18 protein-coding genes are annotated in these 21,107 nt (G+C 32.8%); 17 read left to right on the top strand and 1 reads right to left on the bottom strand.

Features of this window, described 5'->3' with window-relative positions; translation table 11 throughout:
• Window positions 1–32: 32 nt before the first annotated feature.
• From lpxA to ACNC7R_RS13650, 17 genes are all read left to right on the top strand, one after another.
• Window positions 33–818: an acyl-ACP--UDP-N-acetylglucosamine O-acyltransferase gene (gene lpxA, locus ACNC7R_RS13730; protein ID WP_417941641.1), complete on the top strand. Its 786-nt coding sequence runs from the start codon at window positions 33–35 to the stop codon at window positions 816–818.
• A gap of 82 nt (window positions 819–900) precedes the next feature.
• Window positions 901–1,467, top strand: coding sequence for an elongation factor P (gene efp / locus ACNC7R_RS13725; protein ID WP_417941640.1), 567 nt, complete (start codon window positions 901–903; stop codon window positions 1,465–1,467).
• 118 nt (window positions 1,468–1,585) lie between these two features.
• Window positions 1,586–2,515 carry a UDP-3-O-(3-hydroxymyristoyl)glucosamine N-acyltransferase gene (locus ACNC7R_RS13720; protein WP_417941639.1) on the top strand — a complete coding sequence of 310 codons (930 nt, stop codon included), beginning with the start codon at window positions 1,586–1,588 and terminating at the stop codon, window positions 2,513–2,515.
• A gap of 2 nt (window positions 2,516–2,517) precedes the next feature.
• Window positions 2,518–2,880, top strand: coding sequence for a nuclear transport factor 2 family protein (locus tag ACNC7R_RS13715; RefSeq protein WP_417941638.1), 363 nt, complete (start codon window positions 2,518–2,520; stop codon window positions 2,878–2,880).
• Between the two features lie 86 nt (window positions 2,881–2,966).
• Entirely contained in the window at window positions 2,967–3,839 is an 873-nt protein-coding gene (sucD, locus tag ACNC7R_RS13710; protein WP_417941637.1) for a succinate--CoA ligase subunit alpha, read from the top strand.
• A 143-nt stretch (window positions 3,840–3,982) separates the two neighbouring features.
• A complete protein-coding gene (locus ACNC7R_RS13705) occupies window positions 3,983–4,408 on the top strand; it encodes a hypothetical protein (protein WP_417941636.1) in 426 nt (141 codons plus the stop codon).
• Between the two features lie 297 nt (window positions 4,409–4,705).
• Window positions 4,706–5,314, top strand: a complete 609-nt coding sequence (locus tag ACNC7R_RS13700) for an RNA polymerase sigma factor (RefSeq protein WP_417941635.1) — start codon at window positions 4,706–4,708, stop codon at window positions 5,312–5,314.
• A 92-nt stretch (window positions 5,315–5,406) separates the two neighbouring features.
• Window positions 5,407–6,516 carry a FecR family protein gene (locus tag ACNC7R_RS13695; protein WP_417941634.1) on the top strand — a complete coding sequence of 370 codons (1,110 nt, stop codon included), beginning with the start codon at window positions 5,407–5,409 and terminating at the stop codon, window positions 6,514–6,516.
• A 179-nt stretch (window positions 6,517–6,695) separates the two neighbouring features.
• The gene (locus tag ACNC7R_RS13690) at window positions 6,696–10,412 is read left to right on the top strand and encodes a SusC/RagA family TonB-linked outer membrane protein (protein ID WP_417941633.1); all 3,717 of its coding nucleotides are present in this window, start codon (window positions 6,696–6,698) and stop codon (window positions 10,410–10,412) included.
• Window positions 10,413–10,423: 11 nt separating this feature from the next.
• Window positions 10,424–11,902, top strand: a complete 1,479-nt coding sequence (locus tag ACNC7R_RS13685; protein ID WP_417941632.1) for a RagB/SusD family nutrient uptake outer membrane protein — start codon at window positions 10,424–10,426, stop codon at window positions 11,900–11,902.
• 18 nt (window positions 11,903–11,920) lie between these two features.
• A complete protein-coding gene (locus tag ACNC7R_RS13680; protein ID WP_417941631.1) occupies window positions 11,921–12,781 on the top strand; it encodes a zinc-binding metallopeptidase in 861 nt (286 codons plus the stop codon).
• Between the two features lie 44 nt (window positions 12,782–12,825).
• Window positions 12,826–14,199: a DUF4302 domain-containing protein gene (locus tag ACNC7R_RS13675; RefSeq protein ID WP_417941630.1), complete on the top strand. Its 1,374-nt coding sequence runs from the start codon at window positions 12,826–12,828 to the stop codon at window positions 14,197–14,199.
• A 638-nt stretch (window positions 14,200–14,837) separates the two neighbouring features.
• Window positions 14,838–15,584, top strand: coding sequence for a 3-oxoacyl-[acyl-carrier-protein] reductase (gene fabG / locus ACNC7R_RS13670; RefSeq protein WP_417941629.1), 747 nt, complete (start codon window positions 14,838–14,840; stop codon window positions 15,582–15,584).
• Between the two features lie 80 nt (window positions 15,585–15,664).
• Complete coding sequence (locus ACNC7R_RS13665) at window positions 15,665–17,692, top strand: hypothetical protein (RefSeq protein ID WP_417941628.1); 2,028 nt, start codon at window positions 15,665–15,667, stop codon at window positions 17,690–17,692.
• 95 nt (window positions 17,693–17,787) lie between these two features.
• Window positions 17,788–18,102 (top strand): hypothetical protein, encoded by a 315-nt coding sequence (locus tag ACNC7R_RS13660; RefSeq protein ID WP_417941627.1) that lies wholly within the window; start codon window positions 17,788–17,790, stop codon window positions 18,100–18,102.
• A gap of 92 nt (window positions 18,103–18,194) precedes the next feature.
• Window positions 18,195–19,091 carry a LysR family transcriptional regulator gene (locus ACNC7R_RS13655; RefSeq protein WP_417941626.1) on the top strand — a complete coding sequence of 299 codons (897 nt, stop codon included), beginning with the start codon at window positions 18,195–18,197 and terminating at the stop codon, window positions 19,089–19,091.
• Between the two features lie 74 nt (window positions 19,092–19,165).
• On the top strand, window positions 19,166–20,131 hold the full coding sequence (locus tag ACNC7R_RS13650; RefSeq protein WP_417941625.1) for a YeiH family protein: 966 nt from the start codon (window positions 19,166–19,168) through the stop codon (window positions 20,129–20,131).
• Between the two features lie 167 nt (window positions 20,132–20,298).
• Here the strand turns inward: ACNC7R_RS13650 and ACNC7R_RS13645 are convergent, their stop codons facing one another.
• Window positions 20,299–21,057, bottom strand: coding sequence for an IS5 family transposase (locus ACNC7R_RS13645; RefSeq protein WP_417941084.1), 759 nt, complete (start codon window positions 21,055–21,057; stop codon window positions 20,299–20,301).
• Window positions 21,058–21,107: the final 50 nt, after the last annotated feature.

Below are 21,107 nucleotides of genomic sequence, written 5' to 3'. Positions count from 1 at the left end.
TTAGATTATTTATTAAAATATAAGAAATACAGATGAATCAACCATTAGCATATGTTCATCCTGGCGCTAAAATCGCTAAAAATGTTGTAATTGAACCGTTTACAACAATTCATAATAATGTCGTTATTGGTGATGGTACCTGGATAGGTTCAAATGTAACTATCATGGAAGGCGCACGAATAGGTAAAAATTGTAACATCTTTCCTGGTGCTGTAATTTCAGCAATTCCTCAGGATTTAAAATTTGGAGGAGAAGATTCTTTGGCTATCATTGGGGATAATTGTACCATAAGAGAATGTGTAACTATAAATAGAGGAACAATAGCTTCTGGACAGACAGTTATAGGTAATAATTGTTTAATAATGGCAACTGCACATATTGCTCATGACTGTCATGTAGGTAATAATGCAATTATTGTTAATGGAGTTCTTTTAGGAGGTCATGTAACTATTGGTAATTATGCCATAATTGGAGGTTTATCTGCAGTTCACCAATTTATTAGTGTTGGAGATCATGCTATGATTTCCGGAGGATCATTACTAAGAAAAGATGTTCCGCCTTATACCAAGGCTGCAAAAGAACCTTTATCGTATGTGGGTATTAACTCAGTAGGACTTAGGAGGAGAGGTTTTACAACCGAAAAAATTAGAGAAATACAGGATATTTACAGAATTTTATACCAAAAAAATTATAATACTACGCAGGCTTTGAGTATTATAGAAGCAGAAATGGAAGCAACTCCTGAAAGAGACGAAATTTTAGATTTTATCAGAAATTCATCAAGAGGTGTGATGAAAGGATATTCAGGGAATTACTAAATAAAATTTATTCAACAATTAATTATCGTTTAGCTAAACAATAATTGAATAAATACAAACATTAAATAAAAAACAAAACAAAATGGCATCTACATCAGATATTAGAAACGGATTGTGTATTAAATTTAATCACGATATCTATAAAATCATTGAATTTCTTCACGTAAAACCAGGAAAAGGCCCAGCTTTCGTAAGAACAAAATTAAAAAGTTTAACTTCAGGAAAAGTATTAGATAATACTTTTTCAGCAGGTCACAAAATTGACGTTATTAGAGTTGAAACACATACATTCCAATTCTTGTATCCAGAAGGTGATGAATTTCATTTTATGAATGCTGAAACATTTGAACAGATTTCTTTAAACAAAAATATTCTAGATGCTCCTGAGTTATTGAAAGAAGGAACAAACGTAATGGTTCAGATTAATACAGAAACAGATTTGCCTTTATCAGTAGACATGCCTGCTTCTGTAATTCTGGAAGTTACTTATGCTGAACCAGGTGTAAAAGGGAACACTGCGACCAATGCAACAAAATCTGCTACAGTTGAGACAGGAGCGACAATAAATGTTCCATTGTTTATCAATGAAGGAGATAAAATAAAAATAGATACAGCTTCAGGTTCTTATATGGAGCGTGTAAAAGAGTAATTTTTTAATTTATATAATTTGACAATGAGTCAGTTAGTAATTTGTGAGTCGGCATAATTTTGTATATTCACATTCTAATTGGCTCATTTCTAATTATAGCATTTTCTGATTATAAAATATGAAATTTCCAAAGGTTCACTCTTTAAAAGAAATTGCAAATTTGCTTAACTGCGAATTTATTGGTGATCAAAACTTTCCGGTTTCAGGTATGAATGAGATACATGTGGTTGAACCTGGTGATATTGTTTTTGTTGACCATCCAAAATATTATGATAAAGCTTTACAATCGGCTGCAACAATTGTCTTAATTAATAAAAAAGTAAATTGCCCTGAAGGTAAAGCACTTTTAATTTCTGATGATCCTTTCAGAGATTTTAATATTCTTACTAAGCATTTCAAGCCTTTTCAATTTTCTAATGTTGCTATTGCTTCATCTGCTAAAATTGGAGAAGGAACAGTCATTCAGCCAAATTCTTTTGTTGGAAATCATGTTATAATTGGTAAAAACTGTCTGATCCATTCAAATGTTTCTATTTATGATCATACTGTAATTGGGGATAACGTTATTATACATGCCGGCACTATTTTAGGAGCTGATGCATTTTATTATAAAAAGCGTCCGGAAGGTTTTGATCAGTTGATTTCAGGTGGAAGAGTTGTTATTCAGGACAACGTTGGTATTGGTGCTCTTTGTACAATTGACAAAGGTGTGACAGGTGACACGACTATTGGTGAAGGAACAAAAATAGACAATCAGGTACACGTCGGACATGATTCGGTTATAGGTAAAAAGTGTTTAATCGCTTCTCAAACAGGTATTGCAGGATGTGTAATCATTGAAGATGAAGTAACGCTTTGGGGACAGGTAGGAACTACCAGCGGAATCACAATTGGTGCAAAAGCTGTAGTTATGGGACAAACTGGTGTAACTAAGTCGATAGAAGGTGGAAAATCTTATTTTGGAACTCCAATAGAAGAATCAAGAGAAAAATTGAAACAGTTAGCCAATATCAAAAAAATTCCTGAAATTTTAAGTAAATTGAAATAACTATGTCTATCAAAGAATTTATTCAAAAATTTTATAAATCGGATGCGCTGATTGATAGTGAAATTTTTAAGACCTATCTGCATCCTGATGTTATTATTGAATGGAATAGCAGCAAAGGTTTAATCCATATGGATTACGATTCTGTAATAAACATGGCCAATGAATTAAATCGCGCTTACGTTCGTTCAAAAGTCAGAATTAGTCATATTATCGCAGAAGATGATTTAGTTTCAGTACGTTATTCACATTATGTTAAGACCATTGAAAATCCCCGGGAGGAAATGTTATTAGCCCATTTTTTTACGATTTGGCAGATAAAAGACGGTAAATTATATCGTGGTTATCAAATGAGTCAATTTTCGTGATATTTTTTGCCGATAAAAAAGGTGAAAATAAGTTACAAAACCTTACTTTTGCATCACAATTTTAAAAACTACATAAAATATATATCATGAGTGTTTTAGTTAATAAAGATTCCAAAATAATTGTTCAGGGATTTACAGGTAGCGAAGGAACTTTCCACGCTTCTCAAATGATTGAATACGGTACTAATGTTGTAGGTGGTGTAACTCCAGGAAAAGGGGGTACTAGCCATTTAGATCGTCCGGTCTTTAATACAGTAAAAGATGCTGTAGATCAGGCTGGAGCTGATACATCTATCATTTTTGTTCCGCCAGCTTTTGCAGCTGATGCAATTATGGAAGCTGCTGACGCCGGAATTAAAGTAATCATTGCTATTACAGAAGGAATTCCTGTAGCTGATATGATTAAAGCAAATAATTATGTTAAAGAAAGAAATTCTAGATTAATCGGACCAAACTGTCCTGGGATTATTACTCCGGGAGAAGCTAAAGTTGGTATTATGCCAGGGTTTGTTTTCAAGAAAGGAACAGTTGGAATTGTATCTAAATCTGGAACTTTAACGTACGAAGCTGCTGACCAGGTTGTAAAACAAGGTTTAGGAATTACTACTGCTATTGGTATTGGTGGAGATCCAATTATTGGAACTACAACTAAAGAAGCTGTTGAATTATTAATGAACGATCCAGAAACTGAAGCTATCATCATGATTGGTGAAATCGGTGGTCAGTTAGAAGCTGATGCTGCTAGATGGGTAAAAGCTGATGGTAACCGTAAACCAGTCATTGGATTTATCGCTGGAGAAACTGCTCCTGCTGGAAGAACAATGGGACACGCAGGTGCTATTGTTGGTGGTTCTGATGACACAGCTGCTGCTAAAAAACAAATCATGAGAGATAACGGAATCCACGTTGTTGATTCGCCAGCTGAAATTGGTAAAAAAGTAAAAGAAGTATTGGGATAGTAGTCTTTAGTATTTAAAAATAAAAATGTAAAAAAAGTCTCAAAAAACATTGAGACTTTTTACATTTTTATACTCATGAAATATAATTAAAAAAAACTTAGCTGCTCTGATTTTCCGATATTTAACAGCTTAAAAATTAAAGTATGTACAAAGAATTAAAAAAGTTTAAAGTAAGCAACAGTTTTACTTTTAAAATTGAAGATAGTTTAGAACAAGTTTGTAATGCTCCTGATGGTGCAGGTGTTTTTGTTGTATATACTGTTGAAGGAGATACGAAGGAATTAATTATGGTAGGGTCCACCGGAACGGTTCAAAATGATGGAACTTTAAAAAGTAAAAATGGCGGTCTTTATGATAAAATCGTAAATGGGCATCAGTTTGCTAAAACAGGAAGAAAGTATTCATGGCCAGCCCAAATGAAGTTGGAAAATATTGAATCTCTTGAAGTAGTTTGGTATGAAACTTTTAATGCTGATGTAAAAGCGATTCCAACTACTATAGAAGGTCAGGTTTTGCAGAACTTTTTAGATGAGAATGGAAAATTGCCTAAATGGAATGTTGCGTTTTAAAAGATATTAATAGATTCACAAAAAAAAACCTTGCTAAATATTAGTAAGGTTTTTTTTTGTGCATATAATAAGAAAGTCTGAAAAAGTTTAAATAAATGTTTAGTTTTTTGTAAAAAAATTTGTTTTAAATTCTAGGGTTCATATATTTATAAAACAAAAACAAAACATAATGTTAAATTGTAGTTATGTTATTGTAATTATTTTTTAAATGTAGAATTTGACGACAGCTGTAATAATTTTTTATAGATAATCGCAAAATTCTGATTTCTGCAATATTTCCATTTAAATAAAATATCTATGAAGACCCTGATCTTACCATTAAATCTCCACGACGATCGTAAACTCTGGAAAAAGCTCAAAGCTGGTGATGAAAGATCATTTTCTTTACTTTTTGAGAAATATTATGGAGACTTAATTCATTACGGAAATTCATTTTCACCTTTTACAGAGAAGGTTCAGGATTGCGTTCAGGATGTATTTGCAGATATTTGGCTATACCGTGAATCATTGCAGGAGCCTAATGTTGTAAAGGCCTATTTATTGTCAAGCGTCCGAAAAAGAATTGCACGATTGTATGAACGTGACCATATTTTCAAAAAAATTACAACCACCGATTCAATTGAATTTCTTTTTGATTTTTCGGTAGAGCATGAACTTATTGATGATGAAGCTACTGCAGAGAATGTGCTTTATCTCAATAAATTACTAAATGAATTGCCTTCTCGCCAAAAAGAGGCATTATTTTTAAGATACAACCAAGGATTATCAGTCGAACAAATTGCAGAAATGTTAGATGTAAATTATCAATCGGCAAATAATCTTTTACATCGCGGTTTACTTAAGCTTCGTCAGGAATGGAAGGGAAGTTTTTCTATCTTGGTATTACTGTCATCTGTTGTTAATTAAAATTATCTTAAAAAAAATAAAAAAAAATCATAAATAGGTGAGTATATAATTAAAAAACTGTCCTCTATGTTTTTGTAACCTTATTTCTATAGATGCAAAAACGTAATTATTATATCGAAATTGAAGATTTTTTAGCCGATCAGTCATTTCAGTTGTGGGTTTTGTCCAAAATTGATGATCAGGGTTGGGAAGAATGGACTTTAGAAAATCAGCAAAGGGCAAAGTTGGTTGAAGATGCCAGACTTTTATTGTTGGCAATGAAAGTACCGGAAAATAAAATTTCTTACTCAGAGCTTAGCACCGCACTACAATCGACTTGGATTAAGATTCGAGAAAAAGAAAATAGTGATACGGTCATCAGGTATCATCCATTTAAAAAATTTAAACTTTATTGGTCTGGCATTGCCGCTACTTTGTTTTTTGCATTTTTATCACTTTGGTTTTATCATAATAAATTTGATCGTAATCATTCTATTATGACATATAATCAACTTGTACAAGAAAATAATGAAGGACTCGTTGAACAGACGAATAATTCTAATAAACCACAAATAATTACTTTGTCAGATGGCAGTTCAGTTTTATTACAGCCAAATAGTAAATTAAGTTATCCTAAGATCTTTACCGGAAATCAAAGAAAAGTGTATTTATCGGGTGAAGGTTTTTTTGAAATTAGTAAAAATCCTCAAAAGCCTTTCCTTGTGTATGCTAACGAAATTATTACAAAAGTTGTTGGTACGAGTTTTAGGGTAAGGGCTTATTCAGATCAGCCGAATGTTGAAGTAGTTGTTCGGACAGGCAAAGTTAAGGTAAGCTCAAATGAAAAGGCAGGAAATTCAAAACAAGAGTTTGTTTTATTGCCTAATGAAGCCTTACGTATTTTAAGAAAAGACCTGATTTTTAGTAAAATAAGTAATATAACCGAGGATAAGTCATTAGTTAGTAACGTTGGCAATATTGAACAATTAAGTTTTGAATTTACTGATATTCCGGTAGGACAGATTTTTAGAACAATAGAACAAGCTTATCAGATCGAAATTGATTTTCCTGAAGATAAATTAAAAGATTGTCATTTAACTACTTCATTAAGTGATCAGCCTTTATCAGAAAAACTTAAAATTATTTGCAAGAGTATTGGCAATGAAACCAGCTTTGAGATGAATGGAAATCAAATTGTAATAACATCACAAGGCTGCAATTAAGTTTTTGATAATGTATAATAATAAATAAAAATAATTTGTTGCCTATGTAAAAAAAAGAAAAGTGCCGAAATGCTGTAACATATTCGACACTTATAAAAATTAAATAACTCTCTGTAAAGAGTTATTTATTGCGTTCTAAAAATACACTTGAATAGTATTAATCAAAACAAACCAAAATTATGAAAAAACCAGTTGTGAAACAACGATTACTCCATCGAATCATGAAAATAACGCTATTTCAGTTCGTCTTAGCACTTGTATTTTCAAGTGTCACCATGGCAAACAGTGTGAGTGGACAAAGAAAATTAGATACGAAAGTCACCATTGCAGTTGAGAACTTAAGTTTGGACAATACGTTGTCAAAACTTGAAAAATCAGCACATGTGAAATTTTCATACAATTCAAGATTGCCTCAGCTAAATCAAAAAGTTACTATTGCAGCAAATCAGGAAACGCTGGAAAGTATTCTTAACAGAATTTTGAAGCCATTCAACATTACATATGCAGAAATAAGCAATCAGATTGTTTTGCAGAAAAAGACAAAATTAGATGGTTTTAACAATGACGAATCTCATAATTCAGTATTTGAGATTTTATCTGCTGGGCCAATTATCAGAGGAAAAGTAACTGATATAAGCGGAAGTCCATTACCGGGAGCTACTGTGCTTGCAAAAGGAACTAAAGTAGCTGTTTTAACCGACTTTGATGGTAATTTTTCTATCGAAATGCCAGCTAATAGTGACAGATTATTGATTTCTTATGTAGGTTTTGAAACTAAAGAAATTGGAATAGAAAATGCTTCTCCAATAATTGCTTTAACAGAGCAAGGACAAAATCTGAAAGAAGTTATCGTAACTACTGGTTATGAAAAAACATCTAAGAGAACTTTTACAGGAGCTATTAGTAAAATTTCGGGATCAGAATTAAAAGTAGACGGTGTAGTAGATGTGAGCCGTATGATTGAAGGAAAAGCTGCCGGAGTTACTGTACAAAATGTTACCGGAACATTTGGTACTGCACCTAAAATAACTGTCCGTGGATCCTCTTCTATTTTTGGAGATACAAAGCCATTATGGGTGATAGATGGTGTTGTACAAGAGGATATTATAAATATGACATTTGCAGATTTAGCTTCCGGAAACTCATCAACACTATTGAGCTCTTCGGTAGCAGGTTTGAATGCTAATGATATTCAGAGTATTGAAATCTTGAAGGATGCTTCGGCTACTTCAATCTATGGATCACGATCGTTAAATGGTGTTGTGGTTGTAACCACTAAGCAAGGTCGCAGAGATGCTCCTTTGAAAGTAACGTATTCTGTTGAAAACACTGTAAGAACTGTACCAAGCTATGCACAGTATGATATATTGAATTCTCAGGAATCAATGAGTATTTTTCAAGAAATGAAAGGTAAAGGTTATCTTGATTTAAGCTCTTCGTTTACAGGAAGATTTGGTGGCGTATATAATATCCTCTCAAAACAGATTAATCTTTATGATACGTCAGGAGGTCAGTTTGGAGTTAAGAATGATCAGCCTTACATAAATAATTTTCTAAAAAAATACGAATTGGTAAATACAGATTGGTTTAAAGTTTTATTCAGACCATCTATTACACAAACCCATTCATTAAGTTTTTCAGGTGGTGGAAAAAATAATACATTTTATGCCTCTTTAGGTTATTATGGGGATCCGGGATGGACAATTGCTGATAATGTTAAACAATTGTCTTCTAACTTAAAAGGAACTTTCTATGTAAATGACAGGTTAAATATCACTTTATCTACATTAGGATCTATACGTAAACAAAAAGCGCCGGGTGCTTACGAAAGTAAAAAAGATGTTGTATTTGGTCGTACCACAAGGGATTTTGATATTAATCCTTTTAACTATGTATTAAACACAAGCAGAACTTTAAGACCATACGATGATAATGGTGACTATGAGTATTACCAGAATAACTGGGCTCCAATGAATATTGTAAACGAGTTAGCTAACAATACTTTAGATATAAAAGTAAATGATATTCGTTTTCAGGTAGATTTAGATTATAAAATCAATAAAAACTTAAGTTATAACCTTACAGGATCTGCACGTTATGCAAACACTTCAAGAGAGCACAGGATTCTTGAAGGCTCTAATGTTGTGGGAGCCTATAATGCAGGTGTTGGAGAAAATGAAAATACACAAATACAGGAAGCTAATGTTTTCTTATATCAGGATCCAAATAATCTGACTGCTCCAAAAGTTTCGGTTTTACCCAGTGGAGGTTTTTTAAGAAAATTCACAAATGATATGACCTCTTATAATATTAGAAACAGTATTACTTACAGAAATACAATACAGGAAAAGCATGAAGTTGAAGGTTTTTTTGGTACAGAACTTAGGTCAGTAGACAGGGTCAATGATAATTTTACTGCTGTAGGTATTCAATATGACAAAGGGCTTACTTCATTTATTGACCCTAGAATTATTGAAAAAATTGTAAATGGAGGAGATTCTTATTATGAATTTGGAGAAGAAAGAGAAAGAACAGTTGGTTTTTTCGGGAAGGTAGGTTACACATACGATCGCCGTTATACAGGATCTATCACTGGGCGTTACGACGGGTCTAACAGGCAAGGGAATAGTGGCTCGTCAAGATGGCTTCCAACTTACACGATAAGTGCAAAGTGGAATGTTGCAGAAGAAAAATTCATGAAAAATATTGAGTCAATTAATACTCTGGCTTTAAGAGCATCATATGGGTTAACGGCTACTGCCGGTCCTGCTACAAATTCATTGGCTATTTATAAAAGCTTTATCACAGACCGTTTTAATCTTTCAGATAGAGAGAATGCGATCGAAATTGAAGATTTACAAAATAAAGATTTGACATGGGAGAAGCAATTTGAAACCAATATCGGATTTGATCTTGGAATTTTTAATAATAGAGTTCAGTTAACTGCTGACGTTTATAGCCGTAAAGCATTTGATTTGGTTGATTATGTAATTACTTCAGGAGTTGGAGGGCAAGCTGTTAAACAAGGGAATAATGCAGATATGGAAACTAAGGGTATTGAACTGGGCTTTACTACACAGAATGTTGTAACTGATAATTTTAAATGGTCTACTACATTAAATATGTCGGTTTATGATCAGGAAATTACAAAATTGGCAAATAGGCCATCAGCTTTTGATTTGGTTGATTCTAATGGAGGTAATGCAGTGGGACATCCTCGAAATTCAATTTATTCTTATCAATTTACAGGATTAAATAATCAGGGTTTACCAACTTTTAACCTGCAGGATGGAGCTTCAAGTAACATTACTGGTGCTGATTTTCAGGATACAAATGACGTTACAAAATATTTAAAATATGAAGGATCAATTGAACCAAATAAATCGATTGGTCTGGCAAATACATTCACATATAAAAACTGGTCTTTATATGTTTTTGTAGTAGGATCAGGAGGAAATAAAGTTCGTTTAAATCCTGTATACAGTAATGAATACAATGATTTAACTGTATTTACAAAAGAATATAAAAACAGATGGATAAATCCTGGGGATGAAAATTTCACAAATGTACCTGTAATTGCTGACGAATTATTAAATAGAAATTATGGAGAAAGTGATTTAGCAATTGCGTATAATACATATAATTTTTCTGATGTTAGAGTGGCAGATGGTGATTTTGTGAGATTAAAAAATGTTTCTCTAAGCTGGGAATTTCCTAAAGATTACAAGAAAAAACTAGGGGTAAGCACTTTTACTTTAAAAGGTTCTGCGGTAAACCCATGGCTAATTTATTCAGATAAAGCTTTACACGGGCAAGATCCAGAATTCCGTAATACAGGTGGAGTAGCTTTCCCAATTACATCACAATACACTTTTGCAATAAATATTTCATTTTAATATAATTGATCATGAAAAATATAAAAATTACTTTATCACTTTTGATATTGATTAGTATCATTAGTTGTGATGATTTCCTCTCAGAAGTACCGGATAATAGAACGCTAATAGATACTCCTGAAAAAATATCGGAATTATTAGTTACTGCTTATCCAGACAGGACTTATATGGTGTTTGCAGAAACAATGTCAGATAATGTATTTGATAGTCAGATGCAGGACTCAGACATCAGTAACAGACAAAGTTTTAATTGGGAAATGCAGACTCAGTTTGATATTGATACGGAAGGAGCATTCTGGAATTCCTGTTACAGGGCTATTGCTGCGGCTAATCAGGCTTTGGAAGCTATTGATCAACTTGGAAATCCTTCAAGCTTAAATCAGCAAAAAGGAGAAGCATTAATGGCAAGGGCTTATTCTCACTTTATGTTGGTTTCATTTTGGTCACAAAGATATAATCCTGCGACAGCAGCTACAGATCTTGGCGTCCCTTATGTTACAAAACCTGAGGGAGAATTACTTCCTCAATATAAACGCAATAGTGTTAAAGAGGTATTCGATTTTATTGAAAAAGATATTACAGAAGGATTAAAATATGTAACTAATGAATATAAAGAGCCTAAATATCATTTTAATGTTAATGCAGCAAAAGCATTTGCAAGTCGTTTTTACTTGGTAAAAGGTGATTGGGACAAGGTGTTGGAGATCTCAGAAAGTTTGGGCTCTAAACCCACAAGCATTAGAGATTATGTTAGTTTTAATGCAGCAGCTTCTGCTCAAAAAGGTATTGAATATTCAAAAGTAGAAACTACTACAAATTTACTCGTGGCATATCCAAATTCGATTGCGAGAAGAGGTTATGTAAACAGATATTATCTTTCTGCAAACAGAGAAGATGAAATTTTAGGTTCAGAGACTTATATTTTTAATAAGCCATGGTTAATATTTACATCATCATTTTACGAAAATAATGTTTTGATTCCTAAGTTTTATGAATATTTTAAATATACAAACGTAACTGCAGGAATTGGTGAACCTTACACAGGAACTGTTCTTTTGAGTAATGATGAATTCTTTTTAAACAGGATTGAAGCGCATGTAATGAAAAATCAAATTGCAGAAGCTACAGCTGAATTAGAATATTTTTTAGGAACAAGAACACAAGGATATAACCCAGCAACTGATAAATTGACACAACAAGATATTGAAGAGTTTTACCCTGTTGTAGCAAATGAATTTACTCCTTTTTATTCTTTAAGTCCTGTACAGGCTTCTTATATAAAAGCAATTGCAGAGGCAAGAAGAAGAGAGTTTATACATGAAGGAATGAGATGGTTTGATATTAAACGTTTTAATCTTGTGGTAACACATAATACTATTGAGTTTGGAAAGATAGTAAGAAACAATGTTCTGACTAAAGATGATAAGAGAAGAGCATTGCAGATACCACAAAGAGCTTCTGATAATGGTATCGAAAAAAATCCTAGATAAAATTTAATTTTAAATATTATGAAAATATTAAAAATACAACAATTAATTACATTAATTACAAGTGTAGTTTTATTTGTGTCATGTGCACATGAGGAAGGACTTACTGAAAGTCAGTTAGATTATTCTTTACCAAATAAAACAGAGTTAGATAAATGGATTGATTCAGGATTTTTAGATCCGTATAATATAAAAGTTTATTACGAATGGAATCAAAATCTTGTAGACAACAACCGTTTCTTATTTCCGCCAACAATTGACAAAGTTCAGCCTGCACTTGAAGTTGTAAAAAAGATTTGGATTGAAAGCTATTCTACTATTGGCGGAGCAGATTTTGTTAAGAAAATTTCACCAAGAGAGTTTGTGTTGGTAGGAGGGACGAATCTGAATACATCTGGTACAATTACACTTGGTCTTGCCGAAGGGGGACAGAGGGTTACACTTTTTCAGATAGATTATCTAAATAAAAAAAGCAGACCCGATGTTACTGAATTTATTCATACTATTCAGCATGAATATGTACATATTCTAAATCAAACAAAGCCGTTCGATGTTCAGGCGTGGGCAAAATTAACGCCATCAGGATATACTGCCAGTTGGTATATTCAGCCTATTGCAACATCAAGGTCTTTAGGCTTTATTACAAGTTATGCAAGGTTGAATGTTTACGAGGATTTTGCTGAAACGGCTTCAACAATTTTAACAAGCTCGAAAGCCGAATATGAAGCAATCCTGGCAAGTGTTACAGATGCTACTGCAAAAGCAAATCTCAAAAAGAAAGAAGCAATTGTTGTTCAGTATTATAAAGATGCTTTTAACATCGATTTTTATGCTTTAAGAGATGAAGCACAAAAAAATACCGATATGGTTATCAATAACTAATAGTTCAGCATTATAATGATTGACAATTAATATAAAGTAATATTATGAAAGCAAAAGATATATTGAAATACCTTTTTATTGCCTTTTTCGCAATTTTATGGGGAGGATGTTCAAGTCCTGAAGTTGAATCAAAATTTGACAGTACGCCTACAGAGCGTCTGAATGCACGAAAAAAAGAATTGAATGACTTGCTACTTTCATCAGAAAATGGATGGAAATTAGTATATTATACAGATAATACTCAATTAGGTGGCTGGACACATTTATTTAAATTTCTTCCTGATGGAAAAGTAGATATGGCATCAGATTATGATGCAGATACTGATAAGCACAGAAGTCAGTATGAAATCCAGACTGGAAGTACAATAAGTTTAGTTTTTACTACAGCCAACAGAATTCATCTTTTATCAGAGTCAGATAACTATCCTACTTCTGCGCTTGAGGGTAAAGGATATTTAGGTGATTTTCAGTTCTTTTATTATGGACAGGAGAATGGTGAAATTATTTTTAGAACCAACAGAAATTTTCAGGAGATAAGATTTGTAAAAGCAACCGCAAAAGACTGGGATGATTTGGTTTTGCATACTCCAATAATAGAAAGTTTGTCGGGAAACATAACGACACCTTTGTTTAAATCGTTTGAAATAAATGATGGCACAAAAATCCATCAGTTTGATTTTGATTATAATACAAATGCCCGTTTCGGTGTAGCAACATCTTTAGAGCCGGGATCAACAGAAATTTATAATATTGCTCTATCATTTACACCAACCGGTGCTATATCTAATCCGGCAGTTGTTGTAAAAGGTCAAAATTTAACCAACTTTATTTATGATGTAGCAACGAATAATTTTATTGCTACAGGAACTGGCGGGGTTACTGCTACCATAAAGTTTGTCAATGAACCAAACATAATAACAGATGACTTCAAGATACTTTTACCGTTAAATTCAAATGTGGTATATGGTCATGACCGTTCAATTTTATATGCTGCTCCTACTAATTCACCATTATTTATTTCGCTTTTTGAATCTGTCGAAGAATCATTGCCAGCAGGATATAAAATGTCAAGAGTTCAGCCTTGGTTTAATACGCCTAATGGTAGTTATATAGAATACAGACTTGTTAGTTCTACAGGAGCAATAACTAGAGTATACCACTTTTTTAATTTAACTGTAGATACTCAAAAAGGTATTATTAAATTGAATGCAACAACTAACTGGAGATCAGGAAGTACATTTGCAAATGCCACTCCTATTGCGCCACCCGCATTTTTAAAGGATTTAGATGATCAGTTAACAAACCCTGCAGGACTTTATTTTAAGAAGGAAGATTTTACAGTAGGTGCAGGAAATACAGTATTTACTTTTACAGGTGTTTCAGGTCCCTTTAGAATGACCACTTGGGCATTTCAATAATAAAGTTTTTTAGTTTTAATGTATTATTTAAAATAAGCAACTCAAATTTTGAGTTGCTTATCCTTTGTAATAATTTTTTATTTAAGATAAATGATAAAGAAATATATCATAGCAATGAATATCGCTCTCTTTTTATGGGGATTGATTCTCGTAACGATAACATTATTATATCCGGAATATACAAGGTATTATTTATATCTCTCCATTATAGTAATTATACCAATAGCAATTTTTAGCCTAATAAAGCAACGGAAGGAAGATAAACTAAAAATGATACAAAAGAGTTTCAATCATCAATTTACAGAATGCTATTTGTGGCGGTTGTAATGTTAGTTTTTTATTTTATAACAAAACAAAATTATATTTAAAAAATATTTTGGTTAATACCTTAGTTTTATTTTAAAGCAGCTCAATTTAGAGCTGCTTTTCTTTTTTTATCAGATTATAAAATTAAATTGTATTGTTTTAAAAGGTTATTACAATTGCTATTTTTTTTAAAAAAGGAATTGTCCTATATTTGACAAGTCGTTTTTAGCCCTGATAGAAGTGAAAATCCTTTTGTGTTTTTCTTTAAAACAGAAAAGATTGCAACGGATAGCAGGATTAGCTACAAATAATTATTAAAATTAATTTTGAATATGAAATTACTAGAAGGAAAAGTAGCCATCATTACAGGTGCGAGCCGCGGAATCGGTAAAGGAATTGCCGAAGTTTTTGCTAAACATGGTGCCAATGTGGCCTTTACATACAGTTCATCTGTAGAATCAGCTCAGGCTCTGGAAGCAGAATTGAACGGTTTGGGAATTAAAGCAAAAGGATACCAGTCGAATGCAGCGGATTTTAATGAAGCGCAGACTTTTGTTGACGCTGTTTTAGCAGATTTTGGAACAGTTGATATTTTGATTAACAATGCCGGTATTACAAAAGATAACCTGTTGATGCGTATGTCTGAGGCTGATTTTGATCAGGTAATTGATGTTAACTTGAAGTCAGTTTTCAATATGACGAAAGCTATTCAAAAAACTTTCTTGAAACAGCGTTCAGGTTCTATCGTTAATATTAGTTCTGTGGTTGGGGTTTCAGGAAATGCGGGACAAACTAACTATGCAGCTTCAAAAGCGGGTGCAATTGGTTTTACAAAATCAGTAGCTTTAGAGCTGGGTTCACGTAATATTCGCTGCAACGCAATCGCTCCGGGATTCATTGAAACAGAGATGACAGCAAAATTACCGGAAGATGTAGTAAAAGGATGGAGAGACGGAATTCCGTTGAAACGTGGCGGAACTACTGAAGATGTTGCTAATGCATGTCTTTTCTTAGCATCTGATATGAGTGCTTATGTTACCGGACAGGTTCTTAACGTTTGCGGTGGAATGCTTACTTAAAATGTTAATAGTTTTATGGTTTGTTGTTTATTGTTCCACAACCAAAAACTATAAACTAACAACTATAAACAAAATAATATATGACTACAAACACGATTCTATTATTATTACTTTCTTTAGTAATAGCTGGTGGATTGTCTTATTTTCAATATTTTTATAAAGCCAAAAACCATTCGAATGTGAATGTGTTTTTGGCTTTTTTGCGTTTTTTAGCAATTTTCGGATTACTGGTATTACTGATTAATCCTGTGATGAAGAAAAATTCGCTTCAGGTTACCAAAACGCCTTTGGCCATTGCGGTAGATAATTCGAGTTCTATAACGGCTTTAAAATCGGATAAAAAAGTTACGCAATTATATCAAAAACTGATTTCGAATCCGGCTCTTCAGGACAAATTTGAAATCCAGTCTTATCAGTTTGATGCTGATTTTAAGCCTTCGGACAAGTTTGATTTTAAAGGAAAACAGACCCAACTGGATGAGGTTGCAAAGAATTTAAAAAGCATCAATAAAAACCTGATTTTTCCAACGGTTATCATTACCGATGGAAATCAGACTACAGGAAATGATTATGTATATCGTTTTGATCCTGTTAATAAAGTTTATCCTTTGGTTGTGGGAGATACAACCACTTTTTTTGATTTAAAAATCAATCAGTTAAACGTAAATAAATACGCTTTTCATAAAAATAAATTCCCGGTTGAAGTTTTCCTGCAATATGCAGGAACTAAAGCTGTAAACGCCGATTTTACAATTTCACAGGGAAATTCAGTTGTAGCCAGAGAGAAAATTTCTTTCTCTCCTTCTAAAAAAACAGCTTCTATAAATGTGTTACTTCCTGCTGATAAAGTTGGACTGCAGATTTTCAGGGCAAATATTTCTTCTAACGTAAAAGAGAAAAACAGTTACAATAATGTCAAAAACTTTGCAGTTGAAATAATAGATCAAAAATCTACTATTGCAATAGTTTCTACTATAAATCATCCTGATATAGGGGCTTTGAAACGTTCAATTGAAAACAATGCACAGCGCAAAGTGATTCTGGCAAAACCAAATGAACTTGATAAATTAAACGATGTCTCGGTTTTGGTTTTATATCAGCCAAATGGAGCCTTCAAACCTATTTTTGATAATAATAAACTGGCCGGGACAAATAGTTTTATCATTACCGGAAACAATACCGACTTTAATTTCCTTAACCAAAAACAGCATAATCTGGTTTTTAAAATGAGTGGTCAAAGGGAAGATTTTTTAACTGAATTTCAGTCGCAGTTCAATTTGTTTGCGATTGAAAACATTGGTTTTGAAAATTTCCCGCCATTGCAGAACCTATTCGGAAGCATTACAACGAGCGGAAATGTATCGGTTTTGCTTTCTTCTAAAATTAGAAATGTTTCGACAAATGCACCATTATTGGCTTTCGCCGAAAATCAGGGTAAAAGAACGGCCTTTCTGTTAGGTGAAAACAGCTGGAAATGGCGTTTGCAAAGTCATATTGACAATCAGTCGTTTGAAAAGTATGATGTTTTTACAGACAAGATCATTCAGTATTTGGCAACATCGGCTTCAAAAAAATCATTGGTGGTAACGCACGAAAGTTTTTATAATTCGGGAGAAGCGATTGTGATCAATGCACAATATTTCAATAAAAACTATGAGTTTGACGAAAAAGCAAGATTAACCATCACGGTTACAAATGCCGAAACTAAACAAACCAAAAATTACGATTTGCTTAAAGGAAATAACTCTTTCTCGGCAAACCTAGACGGTCTGGCTGCCGGAAAATATAATTTTACAGTAAAAGAATTAAATTCAAATACTTCGTATTCAAGTCACTTTGAGATTCTGGATTTTGATATCGAAAAGCAATTTGTAAATCCGGATGTTCAAAAACTTGAGCAACTGGCGTTGCAGACCAATGGAAAAGCCTTTTTCGAAAACCAGAGTGATGATTTGATTCAGACGCTTTTAGAAAATAATGAATACAAATCAATTGAGAAAAACATTTCGACCAAAACTCCTTTAATTGATTGGGTTTGGCTGTTGATTTTAATTGCTGCTTTATTGACTACAGAATGGTTTGTTAGGAAGTATAATGGGATGTTGTAGCTTTATTAATGATGTATATTTGTAAATAGTTTTTTGTTATAGTATATTTGTTTTTGATAAATATTTATTATATTTTTTTCATAAATAATAATAAAATGACTCAAAAAGAAAGTTTAAAAAACGATATTTTCGCATCTATCAATGTTATAAAGAAAATGAAACCTTCTGACAGTATAAAGGTTAGAGATATCTATTTTAATTTGACAAATCGTTTTAGAAATCTTGGAGAAAAAGATTTTGAAACTAAATTGCATTATGAATTTTATCTAAAATCATTGAATGCTCCTGCTCCTAATGAGGTTTATCTAAATGAAATAAAAGCTCTCACTAATCAAGGACATTATGTAACTTCTGATAATTTTTTTCAAATAAAAATGTCAATAGCGAGTTATTTAGATTGGATTGAATAATCAATTAATTTAAAGAGTGAAAAATTCACGGTTTAAAAATTAAGACTTGTGATAATTTATGAAATTCGTGTTTCACTTTCAATAATAATACAATGGACTTCCGACTAAAAGTTTTCTACACTGTTGCACTCCGTCTTAATTTTACTAAAGCGGCAACAGAATTGTATATTACCCAGCCAGCTGTTTCCAAGCATATTCAGGAACTCGAAGAAACCTATAAAACAAAGCTTTTTGAGCGTAATGGTTCTAAAATTGCCTTAACACCGGCCGGAAAAGTTCTGCTGAAACACACCAAAAACATCTTCGAAATCTACCGCGAAATCGACTTTGATATGAGTTCTTTTATCAATCTGCGTCAAGGATTATTGCGGTTAGGGTCAAGCACCACCATTTCACAATATATTATTTCACCGGTTTTGGCACGATTTCATCAAAAACAGCAGGACATTAAAGTCAATTTGCTGAACGGAAATACCGAGCAAATAGAAAACGCCTTAATCAACAAAGAAATCGAAATCGGAATTGTAGAAGGACAGTCTAAAAATCAGTCGATTAAATATGTTCCGTTTATAAAAGACGAACTGGTTTTGGTCTGCAATACCCAAAATCCTTTGGTAAAACAAAACGAAATTTCACTGAAAGATCTAAAATCCATGAAATTCATCACCCGCGAACGTGGTTCCGGAACACTTGAGGTTATAGAATACGCATTGAAACAAGTTGGTGTAAAATTAACCGACTTGCAAATCGAAATGCAGTTGGGAAATACTGAAAGCATCAAATCGTATCTGCTGAATTCAGATTGTTTTGCTTTCATGTCAATACACGCAGTAGGAAAGGAGCTTAAAAATAACGAACTGATAGTTTTGGATGTAGAAAATTTAACGATCGAAAGGTATTTTTATATTATTACATTGCTCGGAAAATCAGATGCCTTATCGGAACTGTTTATTCAAAATATTTTGTCTTACTATAACCTGAAGTTATAGCCGATTGCATTTTACGATTGGTGTTTTCAAAATAAAGGGCAGAACTTTGCAGGGTAAATATCAAGTATCCTATTTTGAAAACACAACAACATACAGCGTCCCATTTAGTAGAAGTTAATCTTTTTCTTCAGCAGCTTATTTTTGGAGCAGTAATCGTTCTGTGTCTGTTTTCCCTCATTTCACCGCCTATTGCTTTACTATTAGGTGTTGTGATTGTTAATGTTTTTGGAAACCCGTTTTTAGAATTCAATCATAAAGCCATCACTTTTTTATTGCAGTTTTCTGTAGTAGGTTTAGGTTTCGGAATGAATGCTTCATCAGCAATTTTAGCTGGTAAAGAAGGTTTTTTACTGACAGTTTTGTCTATTTTCAGCACATTGATTTTCGGGACATTTTTAGGGAAATGGCTCAAAACAGAGAAAAAAACTTCTCATTTAATTTCGTGCGGAACAGCAATTTGCGGAGGAAGTGCCATTGCAGCCATTTCGCCAACAATCAAATCAAATGAAAATCAGACTTCTATTGCATTGGGTGTGATTTTTATTTTAAATTCAGTTGCTTTATTTGTGTTTCCTTTTATTGGTCATCAACTCGATTTATCCCAAAAGGATTTTGGATTATGGTGTGCTATTGCCATTCATGACACCAGTTCTGTCGTAGGTGCAGCGAATAAATACGGTGCTGAAGCTTTGCAGATTGCTACAGCCGTAAAACTGGCCAGAGCCTTATGGATCATTCCGATTTCGATTCTAACAGCGATTATTTTTAAAAATAAAAACTCAGAAATTAAGATTCCGTATTTTATCGGATTGTTTGTTTTGGCAATGCTGCTTAATTCATATGTGCCGCAAATCGCCTTTTTTACTCCAAGTATCGTAGGAATTGCCAAAATCGGTTTAACCATTACTTTGTTTTTAATTGGGGCGACATTAAATAGTAATATTTTAAAATCAGTAGGGGTAAAACCTTTATTACAAGGCGTGTTTCTTTGGATATTTATTGCAGGTTTAGGTTTGATGTCGATTTTATATCTTAAATGATTTTTATTCATTTACTTACTTAATTGTTTAACACATAGAATCATAGTTTTTCATAGCTTAAAAAGGCGTTTCACTAATTTAAAAGTCACAGAGCTATGCGTTTTAAAGTAAGTGAAATACCTTCTTTCGTTTACAAAATCTATGATTCTATGTGTTTAAGAGCCTGTTTAAATTTTATTCAATAAATGTTTAATAGCGGCTAATTTGACCAGGTTTTCAGCAGAATCAATTAATAGTTCATAATTTCTGCATAATCTTCTATCGTTGTCAAACCATGCAAATGTTCTCTCTACCACCCATCTTTTGTGTATAGGCTTGAAGCCTGATTTTTTATCATCCGACCTCATAACTACTTGAATTATATAGCCAAAATTGTTTTTAATTTGTTCTATAATTTCACCTCTATAGCCTCCATCGGCAAGGATAACTTTTACAGAACAAAGTAAATCCTTTAGGGTTCTGATCAATAAAAATACTGCTTTGCTATCATGAATACTCGCTACCGTTACCATAATGGCTAATAAAAAGCCATTTTTATCAACGACAACGTGTCGTTTTATACCTTTTATTTTTTTATTCCCATCAAAACTTTTTAAAGAACGATTATTTCCCCAACGAACGCTTTGGCTATCCATTATTCCTAAACTGGGTTCTGCATTTTGTCCTTTTTTACTACGGACTCCTTCTCTTAACTTAGAAAGTAATAAATCAAAATAATCTAAATCTGCCCATTTTGAATAGTAATAATAAACAAGCTGCCATTTTGGAAAATTACTAGGTAGCATTCGCCACTGACAACCACTCTTAATAAGGTAGTTGATCGCATTCCAGATGAAACGCAAGCTGTGTTTACGTTTTCTATCACCTAATTCTAATGTTTTTTTTATAAATTGCCACTGAGTTTCTGTTAAATCGGTTGGATACATCTTATTTGTAGTTTGGTAGCACAAAAAGAATAATTCCAATCGGTTTCTTT

This window comes from Flavobacterium adiutor (assembly GCF_048282555.1).
In the GTDB taxonomy this organism is placed as follows: Bacteria; Bacteroidota; Bacteroidia; order Flavobacteriales; family Flavobacteriaceae; genus Flavobacterium.
This window is presented reverse-complemented; position numbering and strand designations above follow the sequence as displayed.